This is a genomic window from Streptococcus sp. KHUD_014 (assembly GCF_051106275.1).
GTDB lineage: Bacteria > Bacillota > Bacilli > Lactobacillales > Streptococcaceae > Streptococcus.
Genome location: NZ_CP193666.1, coordinates 926,425 through 945,258, shown reverse-complemented (window position 1 = coordinate 945,258; position 18,834 = coordinate 926,425). Strand labels below are relative to the sequence as shown.

Here is an 18,834-nt window from a genome sequence, read left to right as displayed (position 1 = left end):
TTATACCAGAAAAATGGCGCTTTCAAAACAATTTAGACTGAATTCACCCCATAAAACTTAGAGTAAACTTTCTTTCACTTCTTTACGTAGTTGCTCTAGACTATCTATACCATATTTGTCCATGACTCTAGTAAGATTTTCAATGATATCAGGACAAGCGTAAGGATTTGTAAAGTTTGCTGTACCCACTCCGATAGCTGATGCACCAGCCAGATACATTTCTAATACAGCTTCTGCCGAGTCAACACCACCCATACCAATGATTGGAAGATTAGTTGTTTGAGCTACTTGACGGATTAGTTTAAGAGCTACCGGAAAGACTGCAGGCCCAGACATTCCACCAGTACCATTGGCAATGATTGGTTTTCTAGTTTTGAGATCAAAGCGCATACCAACAAGGGTATTGATCATGGTGAGTCCACTAGCTCCTGCGTCCTCTACTGCTTTTGCGATGGTCACGATATCAGTTACACTTGGTGTCAATTTAACGTAAACTGGCACATTTGATGCCCCTACGGCCGCTTTTACCACATCATAAGCTAAATCTGGGTCTTGCCCAATTAAAAGTCCGTGATTCCCATGATCGACGTTTGGACAAGAAATATTGAGCTCAATGGCTTTCACGTTAGGTGCCTTGGAAATACCACTAGAAACTGCTGCGTATTCTTGCTTTGAAAATCCAGCCACATTTGCGATTATAGGGAGATTAGGATACTCTCTTTGCAACCAAGGTAATTTTTCAGAGAGAACGGCATCTAGTCCTGGATTTTGTAGACCAATGGCATTGAGCATACCAGCAGGTGTTTCTGCCACTCGTGGAGTAGGATTACCAAAGCGTGGTTCAAGGGTTGTAGCCTTAATCATGATAGATCCTAAAAGATCCAAATCATAGTATTTGGCATACTCTTGTCCGAAACCAAAACAGCCTGAAGCAGGAATGATAGGATTCTTTAGTTCTAAGCCTGGTAGAGAGACTTGTAATCGATTTGTAGTCATGACACTCTCCTTATAAAAGAACAGTTCCTGTTTTAAATACAGGCCCATCTTCACACACACGTTGACTAACTGTTTCGCTATCTGGTACTTTCAATACGCAAGCGTAGCAAGCCCCCATACCACAGGCCATGCGGGATTCTAGAGATAGATAAGCTCTTGGATGGTCGTGGAATGTTTGATTGATGTATTTCATCATACCTGGCGCTCCACATGAATAGATGGCATCAAATTTTGTGTCAAATTCATTAATCACTACCGATACATTTCCTTTAATACCATAAGATCCATCATCAGTCGTTACAAATACCTGACCAAATCTGGATAATTCATCTTCTAAAATAACAGCATCTTTAGTAGCAAAGCCTAAAACAGTTGTTATTTCTACACCACGCTCATGCAGTTGTTTAGCTACTTCAAGTAAAGGAGGCACACCAATTCCTCCACCGACTAGGAGAACACGACTCTGCTTGTCTAAATCAGATAAGTCAAAGCCATTTCCTTGAGGTCCCATAACATCTAAGCTATCACCTGTTTTTAAGGTTGAAAAAATTGCTGTCCCTGCTCCTTCAACTCGATAGATAAGTTTGCATTGCTTAGTCACCTTATCTATTGATGAAATCGAAATTGGACGACGTAAGAGATGGGCATCATCAGGTACACGCAAATGAAGAAATTGGCCCGCTTTCATAGCTTCAACCATTTCTCCTTCAAGTACAAGCTCAAAGATTGCTGGCGCGATTTCCTCCTGAGATACTACTCTCATAACTTCCAAGCGAATGGCACCCATTCGTTTTTTACAATTTGGATTCATAACTTTTCCTTCTTAAATTTTAAGGGGATCAGATAAAGAAAAACCTTGCAATTGCAAGGTTTCAGTTAAGATATTTACACAAAAGTAGCAAATAAGCACTTGCTTTACTTGCTTCAATCGTAGTTTCTTTTCTCTGACACCTTGTGAGTCTCTCTGGACTTCCCTTAAAGGTTAAATTTTCACTAGTATACTGTATCAATCCTAAAAAGTCAAGTAAAAATAGGTAAGGTATCAGTTCATAAAAGTTGCTTATTTTTGTGAAGAGAGAATTTTCTCCAATTTTTGATAATCTTTGACACTGTCAATTTCGTAGATAGAGTTTTCTTCCAACTCTTCTACATATACATCTAGTTCTTTAATATTATCTTTGACCATGTTGTCCCAGTAGAGGTCCACAAATTCGCCACTTGCATATGCCTTGTCAATAAATCCTACAATTTTCTCAGCTGTTGCAGCGTCCCAAAATGATACACCACTCAAGATGCGACCATTTTTGCTATCGACAATGATATCTTGAACTTTGTAATCATCTCCGTAAACTAGGAACCACTCATTATCACAATCTTCACGATAAACACTGAAATAAGTTGAACGTTCGAGATCATTACGGAACATATTCTTGAAAAGATAATTATCCGCATCGATAACATAGCTGTTGGCCAAGTCTTCTTTTACCAGGTAAAGAGAGTAAAAGTTATTGTAATCAGCATACTTTTCGTTGAAGACCAAACGAACCCCGTACTTTTCTTTAAGATAGTCGAATTGTTCTTTTAAATAACCGACAACGATGATAATGTCATCAATTCCACGTTCTATCAAAAATTCGATTTGATATTCAACCAATGGTTTTTGATTGACTTTAACCAAGGCTTTGGGAGTATTTTCTGTCATGGGTCTCAAACGAGTTCCCAATCCCGCTGCTAAGATAATCGCTTTCACGCGTTTTCTCCTTTATTCTTTAATAATAATATAAACACCAGCCATTACGATAAGTGAAGTAATGATGGTTAGTAAATTAAGGGGTGAACCCAAGAAAATTGCTGCAAACAACACAGTCCATACTACGTAACTCACATTTAAACCTGTTGCTTTTGCTGGTTGCAATCGATTAATAGCAATATAGTAGGCAAGGTAAGAAATCATATTACATGCTGCAAAGATAATCAAAAGTCCCAATAATTGTCCATTTGCTACTTCTGCAAATGAATGATGCGAGAAGAGAACAATAACAAGATAGGACAAGAAAGATGTGACTTGTCGTATCAAGAGTGCTTCGAGTTCGCTGAGTTCACTTTCCATAGCAAATGAGCTGAGAACACTTTCACTTCCCCAAGCAAGGGCACAAATCAAGGCACAGAGTATTCCGATATAGAAGGAATTAACTTGTTCAACCTTGTAGGTCTGAGCAATAATCCCTGCAATGATTAATAAGATTCCAAATACTGTGTTCTTAGAAACCTTATGCTTTAAGAAAAAGAAAGCGAGAATGACAGATACTGCAGGATAAATAGCTGAAACTGAGGATGCTAATGAACTACCGATATACTTGACTGCATAGAGATTGGCCTGCATGCCAATCGGCCCAGCTAATAGCGCTCCAATGATGACACTGACATTTCGAATGTTCAAGAAGATTGAAAAACGTACCTTGCCTTCTTTAACTAGAAGATATCCTAGCAGGATAAAAATACTCAGAAAGTCGTGCGCTGCTGCTACTACAAAAGGTGACAGGTCAGTAAATATAGAGAAGATATAAGCACTAATGGTTAGCCCTAATCCCCAAAAAATACCTGAAATAAGTCCAAAGGAAACTCCGTTTTTAGTCTTCATCAATACCTCCCTGAGACTGCAATTCTTTTACAGCTCTATTGTAGCGAGAAATTCCATAATCTCCGAAATCTGCACCATTTTCTTCTTTGTAAATAGTCCAAAGACTCCAAATAATGTCTTGCAAGATTTTGTAAATACGAATTTTCTCTCTCGAAACAGGAGTCTTGTCACCCTCATAATGACTTAAAAAGTCTTCTTCTTCCGCACTAGTAAACTCAGATTCTAAGAAGAGGGCTGCCAGATCCCACATGGGATCATTCATAGATGAATATTCCCAATCAATCAGATAAAGATGTCCATCTGGTCCTTCAATAAAGTTTTCAGGAACCAAGTCAATGTGACATGATTTTTTCTCAATTCCAATTTCTTCAAGCTCATTTTTCAAAGAAAGAACTGATTTTCTTACATCTTCATAATTTGGATAAGAGATTTCACCTTGAATCAGAGATTCATATTTTTTGATTTCCTCAAAAGGAGCAAACTCTCCTTTTAATTCTTTACCAGAAGAGTGAATGGTTTGTAGAATTGGTGCAATCTTTTCAAATTTGGTTTTAATGGTAGCTGAATCAAGTGTCTCAGCATTTTCAATGTATTGATTAACCTTAATTCCTGCTTCAATATCGAAAAGATAATTTTCTACATCTAATTTCAAATCTTTCAACAATTCAAGATTGAACTTCTCATTCTGGCGGTCGATTAATTTATCTGTACCTTTACCGAAAAACTTAACGATGTACTGGTTTGAGGATGTTTTAACCAAATAGTTTTGATTGGTCATTCCACCCAACTGTTCAACACTCTGTATTTCTTCGTCACCAAATAATAAAGAAGCAATCTTTTCTTTAACGATTTCCTTCACAATCATCCTCCATTAGACTTCCCACTTAAATACTGTCTTGAAGGCAGTATTTAAATCTGTAGCAAAAACTCGGTGAATATCCTTAATTTCTCGTACTGGTTCTTCCAGATAAATGATATTCTTCAAACGATTGGCAAATCTCTTAATCTCCATCATTTGGATAGCTTTTTCAAAGTCAACACGTCCTGAACGTGAAGAACCTACCAGTAACAAGCCTTTTTCTAAAGAATCACGAGTATTAATATTAACCTTATACTCACTTACTCCCATCATCAAAATAGTACCTTGGGGTTTAATATACCGAATCAAATCATTGATAGCAGGTCCACTACCGTCACCACCACAACACTCAAATCCATGATCAAAGCTAAGATCTTCTGGAATACTATCAGTGATATAACGTTCATTCGCAAAGGAAAAGAGTTCAAGTTTTTCCCAATGACGTCCAATGACGATAATCTCTGCTTCAGGCAAGGTATAATTGATAATATTTGCCATTACAAAGGCTAGACTACCATCACCAATAACTGCAATACGTTGACGTCTGCTGTGAGATACCGTCATGAAACGATTCATGGCATGCATGCCAACACTGACAAACTCTGTAATAGCAGCAACTGTGTCTTCAATTTCTTCATAGGCTACCACGCGATCCTTAGGAAGAGAAACAAACTCTCTCATGAATCCATCAAAACCACTAGATAAGAAATAAGTACCAGCCATGTAGTTCTCGTAAAATTCATCATCACTTTGCATTGGTGGCTGATTTGGAATCATGACAACCTTCTGACCGACTTGATATGTACCAGTTGGATCAGAAATGACCGTTCCGCAAGACTCGTGAATCATAGCCATTGGAAGTTTCTTTGATAAGATTTTTGGATCACGTTTTCCTTGATAGTAGCGTTGATCCGCATGACAAACCGCCATATAGTTTGGTCGAATGAGGATATGATTTTCTTGATCAATTTCCTCTTCCTGATATTTGATATTGATAAACTTTGGCTTGGTCAGTTGATAAATTTGATTAATCATGTCTCTAGTCTTTCTCAATCATACTTTTAGCAATCTTTAAGTCTGTAACTGTTGTAATTTTAAGGTTTGAGTATTCACCTTTTGCCAAGGCTACATCTTTACCCTTAATGACAAAGATTTTACATGCATCTGTCAAAATTTCTTTTTCATCTGCTGATAAAGAACCATACAAATCAATGAAGTCTTTACAACGGAAGGTTTGAGGGGTTTGCCCTTGATAGAGATGAGCACGATTTGGAATATCTGTGATAAACTGACCGTTTGTACTTTCAACAATGGTATCCACGGCTTCAACTACAGTATCAACAGCATCATGATTTTGTGCAAGAGCAATGTTATCTTGAATCATTCGAAGTGTGATAAAAGGACGAACTGAGTCATGAGTTACCACGATATCATCTTCCGTAATTGGACGGTAAGCATCGATAGCTTCGATGATCTTTTCAATACTCGAATTACGATCAGCACCACCTTTGGTGATAATAATACGATCTTTATGAAGCGGAAGGAATTTTTCAACTAAATCTTCTGCGTGTGTCACCCAGTCTCCATGGACTCCAACTACAATCTTTTCAATACTTGGTTCCAAAACAAATTTTTCAATAGTGTGAATTAAGATTGGGCGGTCTCCCAACTCTAGAAATTGTTTTGGCAAATTACTGATCCCCATGCGTGTGCCAGTGCCACCCGCCAAAATTCCAGCGTAGATCATTTTTATACTCCTTTAGTTCATTCTAAAAAAACTTATTGTTAACTATTATATCACAATCTGGCTCTATCTTGAAAGAAATACAAAGACTTTATGCCTAGAAAACGCTCTTTTGTAAACCATAATCTGAACATTATTTCTTCCTAGTGCACTTTCTTTTAAAAAATACAAATGATTGGCTCATTTCTCCTATCAAGATCTAGTCAATCTTATTAATATAGAGTTCTTCAGAATATTATAGAAAACTTAAAAAAACCTTAAACTAAATAAAAAAGTTGAGATTGTAGCCAGAGATAATTCCAAGCCAACAATTCTCAACTCTATTCAATCGTTATTCGTTTATTTTTCTTCTTGCTCACCGATGCCCTTAACAGCTTTCTTAAACTCGGCAAGCATCTTTCCTACTGATTCGCCTAGCTCTGGTAAGCATTTTGGTCCAAAAATCAACAATGCTCCAAGGACAATGACTATCAAGCCTGGTGCACCAATATCACGTAAGATTCCCACCTTTTTCTCCTTTCCTTTTTCTCTTAAAAATCCATTTACAAATAGCGATACTAATCTCATACAATAATATCAAAGGAACAGTCATCGCTAAATCGCTAATAAAATCAGCAGGTGTCAATATAACAGCCAATACTAATAAGATGAAATAAGCATAACGTCTATAAACGATGAGTAAGCCAGGGCCAATCAAACCAATTGAGGTTAAAAAAGCAATGATAACTGGTAATTCAAAAATAAATGCTAGTGGTACAGTAGTTTGAAAGACAAAAGCTAGATAATTTTGTGCAGTTAACTGCGTTTCAAATAAGTTTTCACCTAATCCCAACAAGACCTGAAGTAAAGCTGGTGTCACAAAATAAAACCCAAAGGCTAACCCCAAGATAAAACAAAGAAATGTTGCAGGGATATAAGCAAAAACCGCTCCTGCTTCTTCAGTTTTAAGGGCTGGTCGAACGAAACTCCACACTTGATAAACGCTAAAGGGCAAGGTAAGGCTAAAGGCCATCAAACTTGCCAAACGAAGATAAATCCATAAAATATCATTCGGCCCCAAGACGATTAACTTCTGATTAAAGCCTTGTGTGATAAATTGATAAACCTGATCAGCAAATAAAAGTGAAGCACAGAATACTAGAAAGAAGCAAACAACTACTGCTAGCAATCTCTTTCTAAATTCTACCAAATGTTCAATAATTGTCAATTCCTTTCGATTCATCATTTTTCACCCTGTCTAATGGTAACAAGAATCACCACAAGAATAAAGAGTACCTGACCTGCCAAACATTCCAAGCTAGGGTAAATTCCCAATATATCAATACTTGGTATTCCTGAGATCAGATGATTGGGGATCATATTTGTCAACTGAAAGGAATGAATGCTGACTCCCGTCATCTTAAAGGCTAAGGCATAAATCATCCAAGTCAGGATAAAGAAAACCTTATGAGGCAGGAAAAATTGACTAGCCTTGTTCATCACAAAGGCAATCACGACTAAAACTAAGAGAGCCAGAGAAATTCCTAAGACAAAATCAAAACTAGAAATCCTTGGCAGAATCCCCACATAGAATAAAATCGTCTCAGCACCTTCTCGGAATACGGCTAGAAAACTCAGAGCAAACATAGAAAGGAAAGATCCTGTTTTCGTGACAGTTTGCATTTGTGATTCCATAAAAGTATTCCATTTTTTAACAGAAGATTTGCTATGAAGCCAAATACCGATTAAAATCATCATGATAACCGCAAAAATCCCGACTGCACCTTCGATGATTTCACGGTTAGTTCCTGAGGTGACTGCTGGAAAGGCAATCTGAAGGATATAGGCAATTAAAAGACTGGCCACTATACCAGCAAATGCACCACCATAGACCCACTTGAGTCCCTTTCTCATCTTAGCAGCTTTCAAAGTTGTCACTAGCGCCATGACAATCAAGAGTGCTTCTACACCTTCACGGAGCAAGATGAGCATGGCATCAAACGCATTGTAGGAAGTGCTAGTATCAATTTGAGACAATTCTGCAATCAAGCTAGAAAGCTTTTCTTGATATTCACTTTCCTTTCCCTTAACCATGATAACAGGACTTTCACTTTCAACCTTGGTATAAAGGGAAGGATTGGTTGTACTTACAGAACCCTCAATGGTGGGCCAAATAGTAATAAACTCCTTCATGGTTGTAGTTGCTTCACTATCTTGACCAGCTTGAAATTGGGTCAAAGCCTTCTTTAAAAGATCTATCCCTTCCTTCAGTGTCAGGTTGGATGATGTCGTTACAACTTCTGTACCTTCAACAAAGTTAGAAATGGCTGTTTTCAAATCATCAAACGATGCCTGAATAGAATCAAAGTTCGTTGGTTCAGTCTCAATGCTACTACGCAGAAAGGAAATTGCTGTTTCCACTTGCCCATAATGAGCTGTACTATGGTCACGAACCACTGCTTCATTGATGGTCCAAGTTGAATTCATTTTTTTATAGGCTTCTCTTACTGCTCCCAGATCTTGAGAAGCGATTGCCTTATCTAAGGCTTCAAAACGAGGATCTAATCGTGAAACAAGTTTCTCTTTTTCTGCATCAAGGTCGACTGGATTTTGCTCTTTCTCAAATGACAAAAGGGCTAAAGAAATCTGAGTTAGCTGGTCTTCAGTAATATCACCAGTTAAGGCTAACTTTTCTTGAACTTGACGTCCTGCTTCAGAGTTAGAATTCTCGACTTTCTCGAAATCTTTGGTAATTTCATCGATTAGTTTTCTTGCCTGATCTTGTTTGCCTTCTTTAACAGCTTTAGTTGCATCAGTTATTTTCACAAAGTAGGGACTCAAATTTTCCTTAGCTCCTACCGGAAAAATCAATAGGAAGAAACAAGCAAATAGGAGGATAAGACTTTTAGGATTCAAATAATTTCTGCCCAATGTAACCTCCCTTCTCCACTCCACCAAAGCAGGCAAAGAGGCCACTACCTATATGAGTAACATATTCGTTCATTTTATCCGTAGCACCCAGATTGGTCTGCACTTTAACAAAGCTATCTGGGTCCTTTTGGAAAGAGATAAAGAGCAAACCGGTATCAAACTGACCTGTCTTTTCATCAATTCCATCAGAATAAGAATAGGATCTACGCAGGAGAGGTTTATCCACTTCTTTTGCTAAGCGTACATGAGAATCGTCAGGAAGAAGGCTCAAGTCCACCTCATCAAATTCGTTTTTCTTACCAAAAGGAGCTCCACTTTCCTTATAGCGTCCAAAGGTATTTTCTTGCTCCTCCAGATTGGTTCGATCCCAAGTATCAAGGAACATCTGGATGCGACGAACGGCCATGTAGGAACCATTTTCCATCCAATCCTTACTATCTGCCCACACAACCTGATCAAATTCTTTCTCAGTGGTAACATTAGCAGTCCCGTCTTTAAAGCCAAAGAGATTCCGAGGAGTTTCCATACGATTACCGATAGCTGCAAAACCTGATTGACTCCAACGAAGAGTAACTGCATTTCTTCCTTTTCGGATAAGGTTACGAACAGCATGAAAGGCAACTTGCTCGTCATCTGCACAAGCTTGAATGACAATATCTCCACCCGTGTACTTTTCTCGTAATTGTTCCTTTGGAAATGGAGGTAAATCTCTAAAAAGTTTTGGACGTTTGTTCTCTAGTTTCATTTTTTCTAGGAAACTAGCCGAAACTCCAAAAGTCAGGGTCAAACGATGAGGATTAAGCCCAACTGTTTCTCCAGTATCACTTGGAGGCAAGAGGCTATTGTTACCATCTTTTTTAACCAATTCTCCTTCTACAAGTTTGGCACTATAATCCGTCCAATCTTTAAATAACTGGATGATTTTCTCTTTGTCAGTTGTATACAAATCCAAGACAACAAAATAGATGTTTTTCTGCATGACAGTTGTAATGCCAGCTTGGTGTTTACCATAGAAGGCTATTTTTTCATCCCCGTACGAGATTTTCTCCTGACCATCAAGCTTAGGTGCGAAAAAAGCAGAAGCACCAGAGAGTCCAAGTGCGAGACCGGCACCTCCGATACCTGCTTTTTTTAGAAATTCTCGACGGTCCATTTTTTGTTCAAAAAATTTTTCGCCTTTGTTTGTCATATTACTTATTCTCCACCAAGAAATTTACCCATTTGTGATAATGGTTCACCAAGTTTTGTCACTGCTTCAGACAATTCTTTAGTGTCTTCTTTCGTTAAGTCTGTATAGAGTTTATAATGTTCCTTGTCCGTCATGTGTTTGTCTAACAAACTATTGACAGATTTGAAATCTTCCTCTAATTCCTTAACCAAGGCTGCATCTGATTTTGCAAGCAAGGGTTTAAATAGCTGGAAAATCTTCTCAGCACCTTGGATATTTGCACGGAAATCATACAAATCTGTATGAGAATAAATCTCCTCTTCACCAGTAATCTTACTTGTCGCTACTTCATTTAGAAGATCGACAGCCCCAGTTAGCATAATCTTGTAATCAACATCTACAGTCGCAATCTTAGCCTTCAATTCCTTGATATCATTTACCAGTTGGTCACCAAAAACCTCAGTTCCTTTGGTTGTGTTTTCCTCCCAAAGAATGCGCTCGATACGGTGGAAACCAGACCAACCTTCTTCGGTCTTGTTTTCATCTAAGTAGTCTGCTAATCGAAAATCAATCTTCACATCAGATTCTCCGAAGCTCTCTGCAATCGGCTCTGAACGTTCATAAGACATACGGATTAAAGGGTATGCCTTTTTAGCTTCTTCTAACTTACCATCCTTCAATAGTTGAACAAAACCTTCTGTATCCGTTAAAAGTTTATCAATCTGTTCTTCCACAAATACTTTGTAGTCACTAGTTGCCTTATCCAATAGTTTTTGGTTATCTTCTGACAATTTTGTAACCTGAGAGGAATCACTTGTAGTTGACGATTGTTCAAAACGAACTGCACAAGCAGATAACAACAATGCCGAAGATAAAAGGATAAAACCAAGTTTTTTCATTAGATACTCCTATTAAATCATGGGAAGCCCATTTTATTTTCGTTTTATTATAGCATCCTTTTTCTCATTTTTCAATAGAATTGTCAGAAAATTTAATATTACAAGCTATAAATTAACATTAGACATTTCTATCTAAAATTGATAAAATAAGGAGAAAAAATTGTTAAAGGAAACCTTAAATCTTATGATGAATATGCAAAACATGATGCGTCAAGCTCAAAAACTTCAAAAACAAATGGAGCAAAGTCAAGCGGAACTTGCTGCTACAGAATTTGTTGGCACTTCTGTTCAAAACCTTGTAACTGCGACATTGACTGGAGATAAGAAGGTCACAAAAATTGATTTCAATCCTGAGGTTGTTGACCCTGAAGACATCGAAACTCTTTCTGACATGACTGTTCAGGCAGTGAATGCAGCTCTTGAACAAATCGATGAGGCAACCAAAAAGAAACTCGGTGCTTTTGCAGGAAAATTACCATTCTAATAGCATAAAAAGAGGCTGAATTCAGCCTCTTTTGTCTTATCTAAAAAGTAAAGAATTCTGTTGCCTTCTTTAGAAGTAAATCGGCGTATTCTGGGTCTTCCTGGGCAGTTTCAAGTTCTTCTTGTACCATTTCCAAATTATCCGTAATCATACCATCTACTCCTAGATGAAGCGATTTGTTAAAGGATTCCGAACCGTTAATCGTCCAAACATAGAGCTTCTGCTCTGTGTTCCAGAGTTTGGTCACAAAGTATTCGTCCAAAGTAGAATACTCCATGGTATAGCCGGTAGCATTTGTTCTTGGGAAAACGGAATTGTAGGGCAGGATGAAGAAGACTGGAATCTCCTTATCATACTGGGTTACCTTTTCAATAACATGGTAATCTAGAGATTGCATCTGATGACCATAAACCTTAATCTTAGCACCATACTTTTCAAGAAAATGATCCATCATTTGAGCACTATCTTTCCTACTTGTTTTAATCTCAATAAGTAGTTTCTGATTTAGTTGGTTGGCATGATTTAGATAATCATCAAAACTTGATATCTTAGTTTGATAGCCATTCTCAAAAATATCTATCTGCTTCAACTCTTCTAAAGTTAGGTCTTGAGGGGTCACATTTAATCCTGCTAGACTTCTCAGATTCGCATCGTGCATCATGACAAACTGACCATCCTTGGTTTCCTGCACATCCATTTCAACAAGGTCTGGTTTTAGTTGAGCTGTCTTTTCTAGAGATTCTACAGTATTTTGCACGCCATTACCATTGGAAACACCACGGTGGGATATCACGCGCGGAGGATTTGCAACTGGTGCTTCTAAATAGACATAGCCTTCAATAGCAAAGATGACACTCGCACACCCCATAACTCCCCATCTCATGAGATGGTCTTTTTTTCGTCTCGGTATAATATCCAATTCCTCACCCGTTAAAAATGAGGTGAACTTAACCAAGAAGTAAGTCAGGGCCATATAGTGGATATTTTTAATCAAGGTATAGTTTGAAATAGCAAGAATCAAGGATTCTCTTTGTGTGAGACCATCCACTAAAAACTGCCCAACTAATAGTGGGATTAGAAGCAAGTAAAAGAAAAGATTTGTTTTGACAACAATGAGAAAGAGATGCCAAGCGTAAAACCAGAATTGATTTCTAGTTCTTTCAAGACTATAGAGCACAGCTTCCTTGACTGTCATCTTATCATAAAAGATTTTTGGAAGAACAAATACCAACTTAACAGAAACGTAGAGGAAGAGGATTGACAAGATGATTATACCTAGCCACCACATCCAGTATTTATCTTCCATGTAGGTCTGAATAAACTCTGGGATTACGATTTTATTAAAATAATAAATCTTTAAAAACTTCCTGATAAAAGGAAAAAGCATGGCAACATAGAAGAAGATAAATAAGGCTTTTGTAATTGTCAGACCTTTCATAAAGACAAGACTCTCACGAAAGACCTTACGACTGTATTCTATCAGTGTTCTTTTCTCATGATAGAGAAGATGACGCGCCCCTATAAAGAGAAGACTGAGTTGAAAATAAGCAACTAAAAGGTTAAGAATGATTAAGATTAAGAAGCCAATACTGACTATAGGAGCATTTTTGATAATGGCAAAAATGTTATTGTAAGAAATAAACAAATAGCCCGTCTGACTTAGCAAAAAACCCGCTATCAATGAATTCAAAGGTAACCAAATATAGTCGACCAACATAAAGATTAGAAAAAATAGAAAGAGGATTTTATCAAGATTGAGGTAAATCTTTTTAAAACCCAATTTTTTAGGCTTTTCAGGTTTCATAAAACCTCCTAATCAAACAGCTGTGATAAATCTAAACCACCAAAGGGATTAGAGTTAAGACTACTCTTGACGTCCAGTAAGATTTTACTTTCGTCAGACTCTAGGAATGCTTCATAAACACGAGCAGTCATACGAGCATCCTCTAAACTGTTATGAGATTGTCCCTTAAATCCTAGAAAACTTGCAACAGTTTGTAACTTGAGATTGGCAATCCCGTGAAGATCCGAACTACGTCGCTTAAAAGCTTCATCATAGAGATCCACTTGATATTGGATACTATAATCCAAACCATGTTCCAATAGAATCGGTAAATCACTCTTAGCTGCATTATAGCCAACGATAGGTAATTGACCAATAAAGGCTTGAAAATCTTTGAGAACATCTTCCACCTTCGGAGCATCTTTCAAGGTTTCAGACGTGATACCCGTTAAACCGTTTATAAAACTTTTCAATGGTACATCTGTATGAACATATGAGTCAAATGCTCCTACTTCTTCACCATCTTTAAAACGGACTGCAGAAACCTGAATCAAGTGAGTTTTATCCTGGTGTTTATTAAATTCCAAATCAAATGAAATGTAATCTCTTAATTTTTCCATCTTATCCATTCCTTACTGTATTTGTAAAAAGAAACTACTTGGTTATACCTAGAAACCAAGCAGTTTTTTCTTATCCTCCAAATAAGCGAGCAAAGAAGCCTTTCTTCGTTGCTTGTACTTCTTGCTTAGCCTGATCCAACTCCAACTGAAGGGTTTCTTGGTCCTTCATGGCTTGTAGGGTTAACTGTTGTTGTTGATCCAATTGCTTATCTTTTTCTGCGATTTGACGGTCTTTAACACGCATCTGTTCATCTTTTTCAGCTAACTGTTTGTCTTTAGCCTTTAGTTGCTCATAAAGACGGATGATTTCCGCATTCTTTTCATCAACAAGAATCTCCATTAACTCACGTTGCTTCACATCATCACTAACAGGTTCATCTTCAAAAATGGTTTTTTTGTAGATTTCTTCAAGCTTAATCAAGCCACTGCGAGTTACCACAGTGACTCCTTTATCATTTTTAGTCGTATCTTCTTCAGGTAATTCCTTGACACGGTTATTGATTGCTTGACGGGACAAGCCCAAGACCTCAGCAATCTCACTTACAGTCATCTCAATACTCATAATATCCTCTGAAAGTTTTCTAGCTTTTCTTTATTTAAATATTATCATAAGCAAGCAAAACTGTCAAATACCACCGTGTTTTCAACCCTTTTTCATAACTTTTTCGGGTCTAAACTGAACTGTCTTTTAGCATTTTTTAAAACTAAAAATCAATTTGCGATTTTACCACCAGTCCTAATCAATTGAAAACCTTTCTCGGCTTATAAAGTTGGCCCCGTTTCTCTAAAATGGCTAGTAATTTTTCACCTTCAAAGCCAGCCAATTCCTTCTCAGTTTGTTCCAATTCAATAAAGCGACCAAAACGCACTTCTTCTGCCTGGTCTGGTGTCAAATAAACCTTGACCAAGTCACCTGTCCCAATCTCAATCGGATGTAGAAAATCAAGTTGTCCAATCTCTACTTTTTCTGCAATTTCCTCTAAGGTCAAAGCATTGTCCAACTGTAAGCCAGCTGCACTTGTTCGTTTTAAATGAGACATATGAGCTGCATAGCCAAGTTTTTCTCCTAAGTCAACCGACAAGGTACGAATATAGGTTCCCTTACTGCATTTTACACGAAAAGTAAATCGTGCAAGTTCGCTCTCATAAGAAATCGGACTTGTCCGTTCAAATTGATAAATGGTCACCTGACGTTCTGGACGTTCCACTTCCTGACCAGCACGCGCATACTCATAGAGTTTGCGACCATTGACCTTGACAGCAGAGTACATAGGAGGCACTTGTGTGATGGTCCCAGTCAAACTAGCAATCGCTTGATCTACAATGGTTTCATCTAAAGGAGACAAGACCGGTGACTCAGCAACCACCTCGCCACTAGCATCCTCGGTGGTCGTAGAATAGCCTAGGGTGATTTCACCCTCATAAATCTTGCCTTCGTCCTGCATAAACTCGACCATGCGAGTCGCCTTACCAACGGCAATCGGCAAAACGCCCACCACATCAGGATCTAGCGTCCCACCGTGACCAATCTTCTTGGTTCCCAAAATCTTACGCAGCTTAAAAACTGCATCATGCGAGGTCATCCCCGCTTCTTTTTTTAAATTGATAATACCGTTCATGTTTTGCTTTCTAGTTTACTACTATCTTTTAACTTTTTATCCCTACAACTTTTTGACTTTTGTTTCTTAAAATCGTAAAAGTTAATTTTTGCTTCTTGCATTAGTTTATTCAACAATGCTATTTTACTGGACATTATAATACTGTGACATTCCCCATCAATCTCTATAATTAATTGTCCATTTTTTATTTTTCTTTTCTCTTTTTGTAATTTTAACTCTACAGATTTAAAGAAACTTTCTAGTAAAGATTTATTTTCGAGATAAAAGTGATAATGAATTTTTAGTAAATTAAGGTGAAAATCCATAAGTGTTTTTGTAAAAGCAATATTTGCTATATCTCCATACACATGCCTAATTTCATCACGAATTCTTATAAAAGCTTCCTTTGACGACTTACTGAAATTAAACTTTTCGCCTTCTTTTAGTATATAATCTAAATTAAAGCTATACTTATTTTGACTGAAAGATAGAGGAATGTGTCCATGCAATGCGAAATTTCTTAAAGTCATAATCAATATATACGAAAACTCTGAATCATATATTTTATTTATCTTTTTTTCTAACTTTTGTGAATATTTCTTATCAAAGTGGATTAACAAATCAACTAAAGTCTTAGATGAGCTCATTAAATTTATAAGTAAAGAATTAATAATAATGAATTCATCGCCATTCAAACCATTTTGTTTTCTTATGTTATCGTTAGTATCCAACTCAAAGTGATAAAGTATTTGATAAAAATTAAAAATATAAATATGATAAAATTGATTGATTGTATGTAACTCGTCTAATGCACTTAGAAAATTAACAATTAACTTTTCATTTTCTTTTGACAGATGTACTATGTCATCCAAATTTAGATCAGGCATAGGTATTAAGCTTTTATTATTCATTTTATAATTCCTCATTCATATTGTTGAACTAGTACCATACATTACAAATAAAACTACTCCCCCTTCAAAGCATCAAACTTAGCCTTCATAGTCGGATTTTTACGAGTCAATTTTTTAACAGAAACATCATCTAACTTATTGTTTGCGAGGCGGAGTTGGTTTTCTGATGTTGTCAGGAATTTCTTGACTTCTTCCATCCGCTTAATTGCCTTGTCGATTTCGTCAATTGCCTTGCCAAAGTTGACAGAAGCTGAGTTATAATTCTTTGCAAAGGCGACCTTGAAGGCGTCCAAATCTTCCTCAAAACGAGTGATATCTATATTTTGTTCCCTGATAAAAGCCAGCTCCTGCTTATATTTTAGGGAATTAAGGGCAGCATTGCGCAAGAGTCCAATTAGTTGAATAAAGAACTGGGGACGAATGACATACATCTTCTCATATTCATGGCTAACGTCAACAATTCCTGTATTAAAGTAGTCGTTATCTGCTTCAAGCATACTTACCAAAACAGCATACTCACAGTCTTTCTCACGGCGGTCTTTGTCTAATTCCTTGTAAAAGTCTGCATTCTTATGTTTCTTCTCTGTCCCGTCTGCTTCATTTTTCATCTCAAACATAATGGAAATGAATTCTAACCCATTTTCATCAAAGTCACGGAAGATAAAGTCCCCTTTAGAACCACGCGCAGAAACCTTATTGTCCTTTTCGAAGTAGGCATTTGGGAAGGCAAAGCTACGAACCTTGTTGAACTCACCTTCCGCATAATGTTCCAGACTTTCACCAATAGCCTTTGTAGATTGTTGGGCTTTGAAATTCTTATAGAACTCAACCTGTTCATTAGCTGCCTTAAGCTGGGCTTCGTAGTTTTGCTTAACTGAAGTCAGAGAAAGCTCGTTTTCTTTTTCTTGTAGAAGGAGCTGATTTTTGACCTGATCACGTTCTTTCTCTAAATCAGATAATGTTTTTTGAAGTTGGTTCTCATGTTCCAAGCGCAAGGTAGCTAACTGATTCTCCAGTGCTTGGACTTCTTTTTCCTTCTCTAGCAAGCTTTGACTTGCACTTTGCTCCACTTCTTTCTTAGCCAATTCTTTTTCTGTATTAAAGTTGTTAATTTGACTTTGAAGCTGGGCAATTTCTTGATCTTTTTGAGCCAGTTTTGCCTGTTGTTCATTTAAGGATTTTTGTTCCACCAATGTCAATTCTTGTTTGATTCGTTCATGCAATTCCTTATCAAACTCAGCAGTGCGAACTTGAGAAAGCAGTTCTGCATATTGGCTTTCATTAACTGTAAAAACTTCGCCACAATTTGGACATTTAATCTCGTTCATGTTATTCCTCTAAATTTATCTATTCTACTTTCATTATAGCATGGATAAACAAAAAGAAAAAGTTGGAATCAATCCAACTTTTAATCTACGTATGTATCTTCGTTTTTATTTAAGAAGGCGTAAGGTAATCCCATCAGTAGACCACCACCGATAAAGTTACCGATGAAGGTTACACCCCAGTGACGAAGAATATTTCCAATACCGAAGTTTGCGATTGAATCAGCAGCAACACTGAATTTCACAATAGCAAATGATGCAAAGTTTGCGGCGATGTGCTCGTTTGTTAAGAATACAAACATATAAATCGCTGAAAGAACCAACCAAAGTTTTGCTCCACCATCCTTAACTAAAACGAATGAAAGAATCGCGATATTTACAAAGACATTAGCCAAAATTGCTTCAAGTAAGACTAAATCATTACCACGCCCTAACTTCATCTCTACAACACCCGAAATAAAGCTTTCATGTGACAATTTTGCGAAAGCTGCCGAATGAGCGAATCCCCAACCTGCTATAAGAGCACCGATCAAATTAAAGAGTGTACAGTATAGAAGAATTTCAGCTGTTTTTCTCCAGCTAATTTTTTTCAAAAAGCTACCAGCTGTCAAGAACATCATGTTAGATGTTACTAACTCAGCATTCAAGAAGACAATGTAAGCCAATCCCCAAGCGAAAACAAATGGGAAGAGGAAACGTCCACTACCAGGAGCAATCTTATTAATCAAGTCAGCTCCAACTGCACCAGCTGCTGTACTAAATGTTAAGAATGCACCAGCAAACATTGAACGGATAGCATACTTGAATTTACTATGACTGTAAAGACTTTCCTTTTTCTTACAAGCAAACTCAATTTTTGAGATAAATTCTGAAGAAACCATATAAACTCCTAAAAC

The 18,834-nt window shown here is 37.2% G+C and carries 20 protein-coding genes; 1 reads left to right on the top strand and 19 read right to left on the bottom strand.

Features of this window, described 5'->3' with window-relative positions; all coding sequences use genetic code 11:
- Nucleotides 1-57: 57 nt before the first annotated feature.
- The 12 genes from ACORHT_RS04590 to efeO form a co-directional block, all read right to left on the bottom strand.
- Nucleotides 58-1,044, bottom strand: coding sequence for a dihydroorotate dehydrogenase (locus ACORHT_RS04590; protein WP_434350767.1), 987 nt, complete (start codon nucleotides 1,042-1,044; stop codon nucleotides 58-60).
- Complete coding sequence (locus ACORHT_RS04585) at nucleotides 1,007-1,807, bottom strand: dihydroorotate dehydrogenase electron transfer subunit (protein WP_434350766.1); 801 nt, start codon at nucleotides 1,805-1,807, stop codon at nucleotides 1,007-1,009. Before ACORHT_RS04585 ends, ACORHT_RS04590 begins: the two co-directional genes overlap by 38 nt.
- A gap of 249 nt (nucleotides 1,808-2,056) precedes the next feature.
- Nucleotides 2,057-2,746 (bottom strand): sugar phosphate nucleotidyltransferase, encoded by a 690-nt coding sequence (locus tag ACORHT_RS04580; RefSeq protein ID WP_434350765.1) that lies wholly within the window; start codon nucleotides 2,744-2,746, stop codon nucleotides 2,057-2,059.
- A 12-nt stretch (nucleotides 2,747-2,758) separates the two neighbouring features.
- Entirely contained in the window at nucleotides 2,759-3,637 is an 879-nt protein-coding gene (locus ACORHT_RS04575) for a DMT family transporter (protein ID WP_414353252.1), read from the bottom strand.
- The gene (locus ACORHT_RS04570) at nucleotides 3,627-4,496 is read right to left on the bottom strand and encodes a choline/ethanolamine kinase family protein (RefSeq protein WP_434350764.1); all 870 of its coding nucleotides are present in this window, start codon (nucleotides 4,494-4,496) and stop codon (nucleotides 3,627-3,629) included. The genes ACORHT_RS04575 and ACORHT_RS04570 overlap by 11 nt, the downstream gene beginning before the upstream one ends.
- Nucleotides 4,497-4,508: 12 nt before the next feature.
- On the bottom strand, nucleotides 4,509-5,531 hold the full coding sequence (locus tag ACORHT_RS04565; protein WP_434350763.1) for a ribitol-5-phosphate dehydrogenase: 1,023 nt from the start codon (nucleotides 5,529-5,531) through the stop codon (nucleotides 4,509-4,511).
- Nucleotides 5,532-5,535: 4 nt separating this feature from the next.
- The gene (locus ACORHT_RS04560; protein ID WP_434350762.1) at nucleotides 5,536-6,243 is read right to left on the bottom strand and encodes an IspD/TarI family cytidylyltransferase; all 708 of its coding nucleotides are present in this window, start codon (nucleotides 6,241-6,243) and stop codon (nucleotides 5,536-5,538) included.
- Between the two features lie 336 nt (nucleotides 6,244-6,579).
- Nucleotides 6,580-6,747: a twin-arginine translocase TatA/TatE family subunit gene (locus ACORHT_RS04555; RefSeq protein WP_434350761.1), complete on the bottom strand. Its 168-nt coding sequence runs from the start codon at nucleotides 6,745-6,747 to the stop codon at nucleotides 6,580-6,582.
- Nucleotides 6,731-7,462, bottom strand: a complete 732-nt coding sequence (tatC, locus tag ACORHT_RS04550; protein ID WP_434350824.1) for a twin-arginine translocase subunit TatC — start codon at nucleotides 7,460-7,462, stop codon at nucleotides 6,731-6,733. Before tatC ends, ACORHT_RS04555 begins: the two co-directional genes overlap by 17 nt.
- On the bottom strand, nucleotides 7,462-9,150 hold the full coding sequence (locus ACORHT_RS04545) for an FTR1 family iron permease (protein ID WP_434350760.1): 1,689 nt from the start codon (nucleotides 9,148-9,150) through the stop codon (nucleotides 7,462-7,464). Before ACORHT_RS04545 ends, tatC begins: the two co-directional genes overlap by 1 nt.
- Nucleotides 9,125-10,339, bottom strand: coding sequence for an iron uptake transporter deferrochelatase/peroxidase subunit (gene efeB / locus ACORHT_RS04540; protein WP_075229491.1), 1,215 nt, complete (start codon nucleotides 10,337-10,339; stop codon nucleotides 9,125-9,127). Before efeB ends, ACORHT_RS04545 begins: the two co-directional genes overlap by 26 nt.
- Before the next feature lie 5 nt (nucleotides 10,340-10,344).
- Nucleotides 10,345-11,217 carry an iron uptake system protein EfeO gene (gene efeO / locus ACORHT_RS04535; protein WP_434350759.1) on the bottom strand — a complete coding sequence of 291 codons (873 nt, stop codon included), beginning with the start codon at nucleotides 11,215-11,217 and terminating at the stop codon, nucleotides 10,345-10,347.
- A gap of 184 nt (nucleotides 11,218-11,401) precedes the next feature.
- Between efeO and ACORHT_RS04530 the strand changes: the two genes are divergently transcribed.
- The gene (locus ACORHT_RS04530; protein ID WP_075229510.1) at nucleotides 11,402-11,701 is read left to right on the top strand and encodes a YbaB/EbfC family nucleoid-associated protein; all 300 of its coding nucleotides are present in this window, start codon (nucleotides 11,402-11,404) and stop codon (nucleotides 11,699-11,701) included.
- A gap of 40 nt (nucleotides 11,702-11,741) precedes the next feature.
- Here ACORHT_RS04530 and ACORHT_RS04525 read toward each other — a convergent pair whose 3' ends face one another.
- The 7 genes from ACORHT_RS04525 to ACORHT_RS04495 all read right to left on the bottom strand — a co-directional run bounded on the left by ACORHT_RS04525 (nucleotide 11,742) and on the right by ACORHT_RS04495 (nucleotide 18,819).
- Nucleotides 11,742-13,505: a glycerophosphoryl diester phosphodiesterase membrane domain-containing protein gene (locus tag ACORHT_RS04525; protein ID WP_075229489.1), complete on the bottom strand. Its 1,764-nt coding sequence runs from the start codon at nucleotides 13,503-13,505 to the stop codon at nucleotides 11,742-11,744.
- Between the two features lie 8 nt (nucleotides 13,506-13,513).
- Entirely contained in the window at nucleotides 13,514-14,104 is a 591-nt protein-coding gene (locus ACORHT_RS04520; protein WP_075229488.1) for a 3'-5' exonuclease, read from the bottom strand.
- Between the two features lie 70 nt (nucleotides 14,105-14,174).
- Complete coding sequence (locus tag ACORHT_RS04515) at nucleotides 14,175-14,666, bottom strand: DUF536 domain-containing protein (RefSeq protein ID WP_049504976.1); 492 nt, start codon at nucleotides 14,664-14,666, stop codon at nucleotides 14,175-14,177.
- Nucleotides 14,667-14,844: 178 nt separating this feature from the next.
- Nucleotides 14,845-15,723 carry a tRNA pseudouridine(55) synthase TruB gene (truB, locus tag ACORHT_RS04510; protein ID WP_075229487.1) on the bottom strand — a complete coding sequence of 293 codons (879 nt, stop codon included), beginning with the start codon at nucleotides 15,721-15,723 and terminating at the stop codon, nucleotides 14,845-14,847.
- Complete coding sequence (locus ACORHT_RS04505) at nucleotides 15,720-16,613, bottom strand: hypothetical protein (RefSeq protein WP_075229486.1); 894 nt, start codon at nucleotides 16,611-16,613, stop codon at nucleotides 15,720-15,722. Before ACORHT_RS04505 ends, truB begins: the two co-directional genes overlap by 4 nt.
- A 53-nt stretch (nucleotides 16,614-16,666) precedes the next feature.
- Complete coding sequence (locus ACORHT_RS04500) at nucleotides 16,667-17,941, bottom strand: DUF2130 domain-containing protein (protein WP_075229485.1); 1,275 nt, start codon at nucleotides 17,939-17,941, stop codon at nucleotides 16,667-16,669.
- 80 nt (nucleotides 17,942-18,021) lie between these two features.
- Nucleotides 18,022-18,819: a formate/nitrite transporter family protein gene (locus ACORHT_RS04495; protein WP_434350758.1), complete on the bottom strand. Its 798-nt coding sequence runs from the start codon at nucleotides 18,817-18,819 to the stop codon at nucleotides 18,022-18,024.
- Between the last annotated feature and the right edge of the window lie 15 nt (nucleotides 18,820-18,834).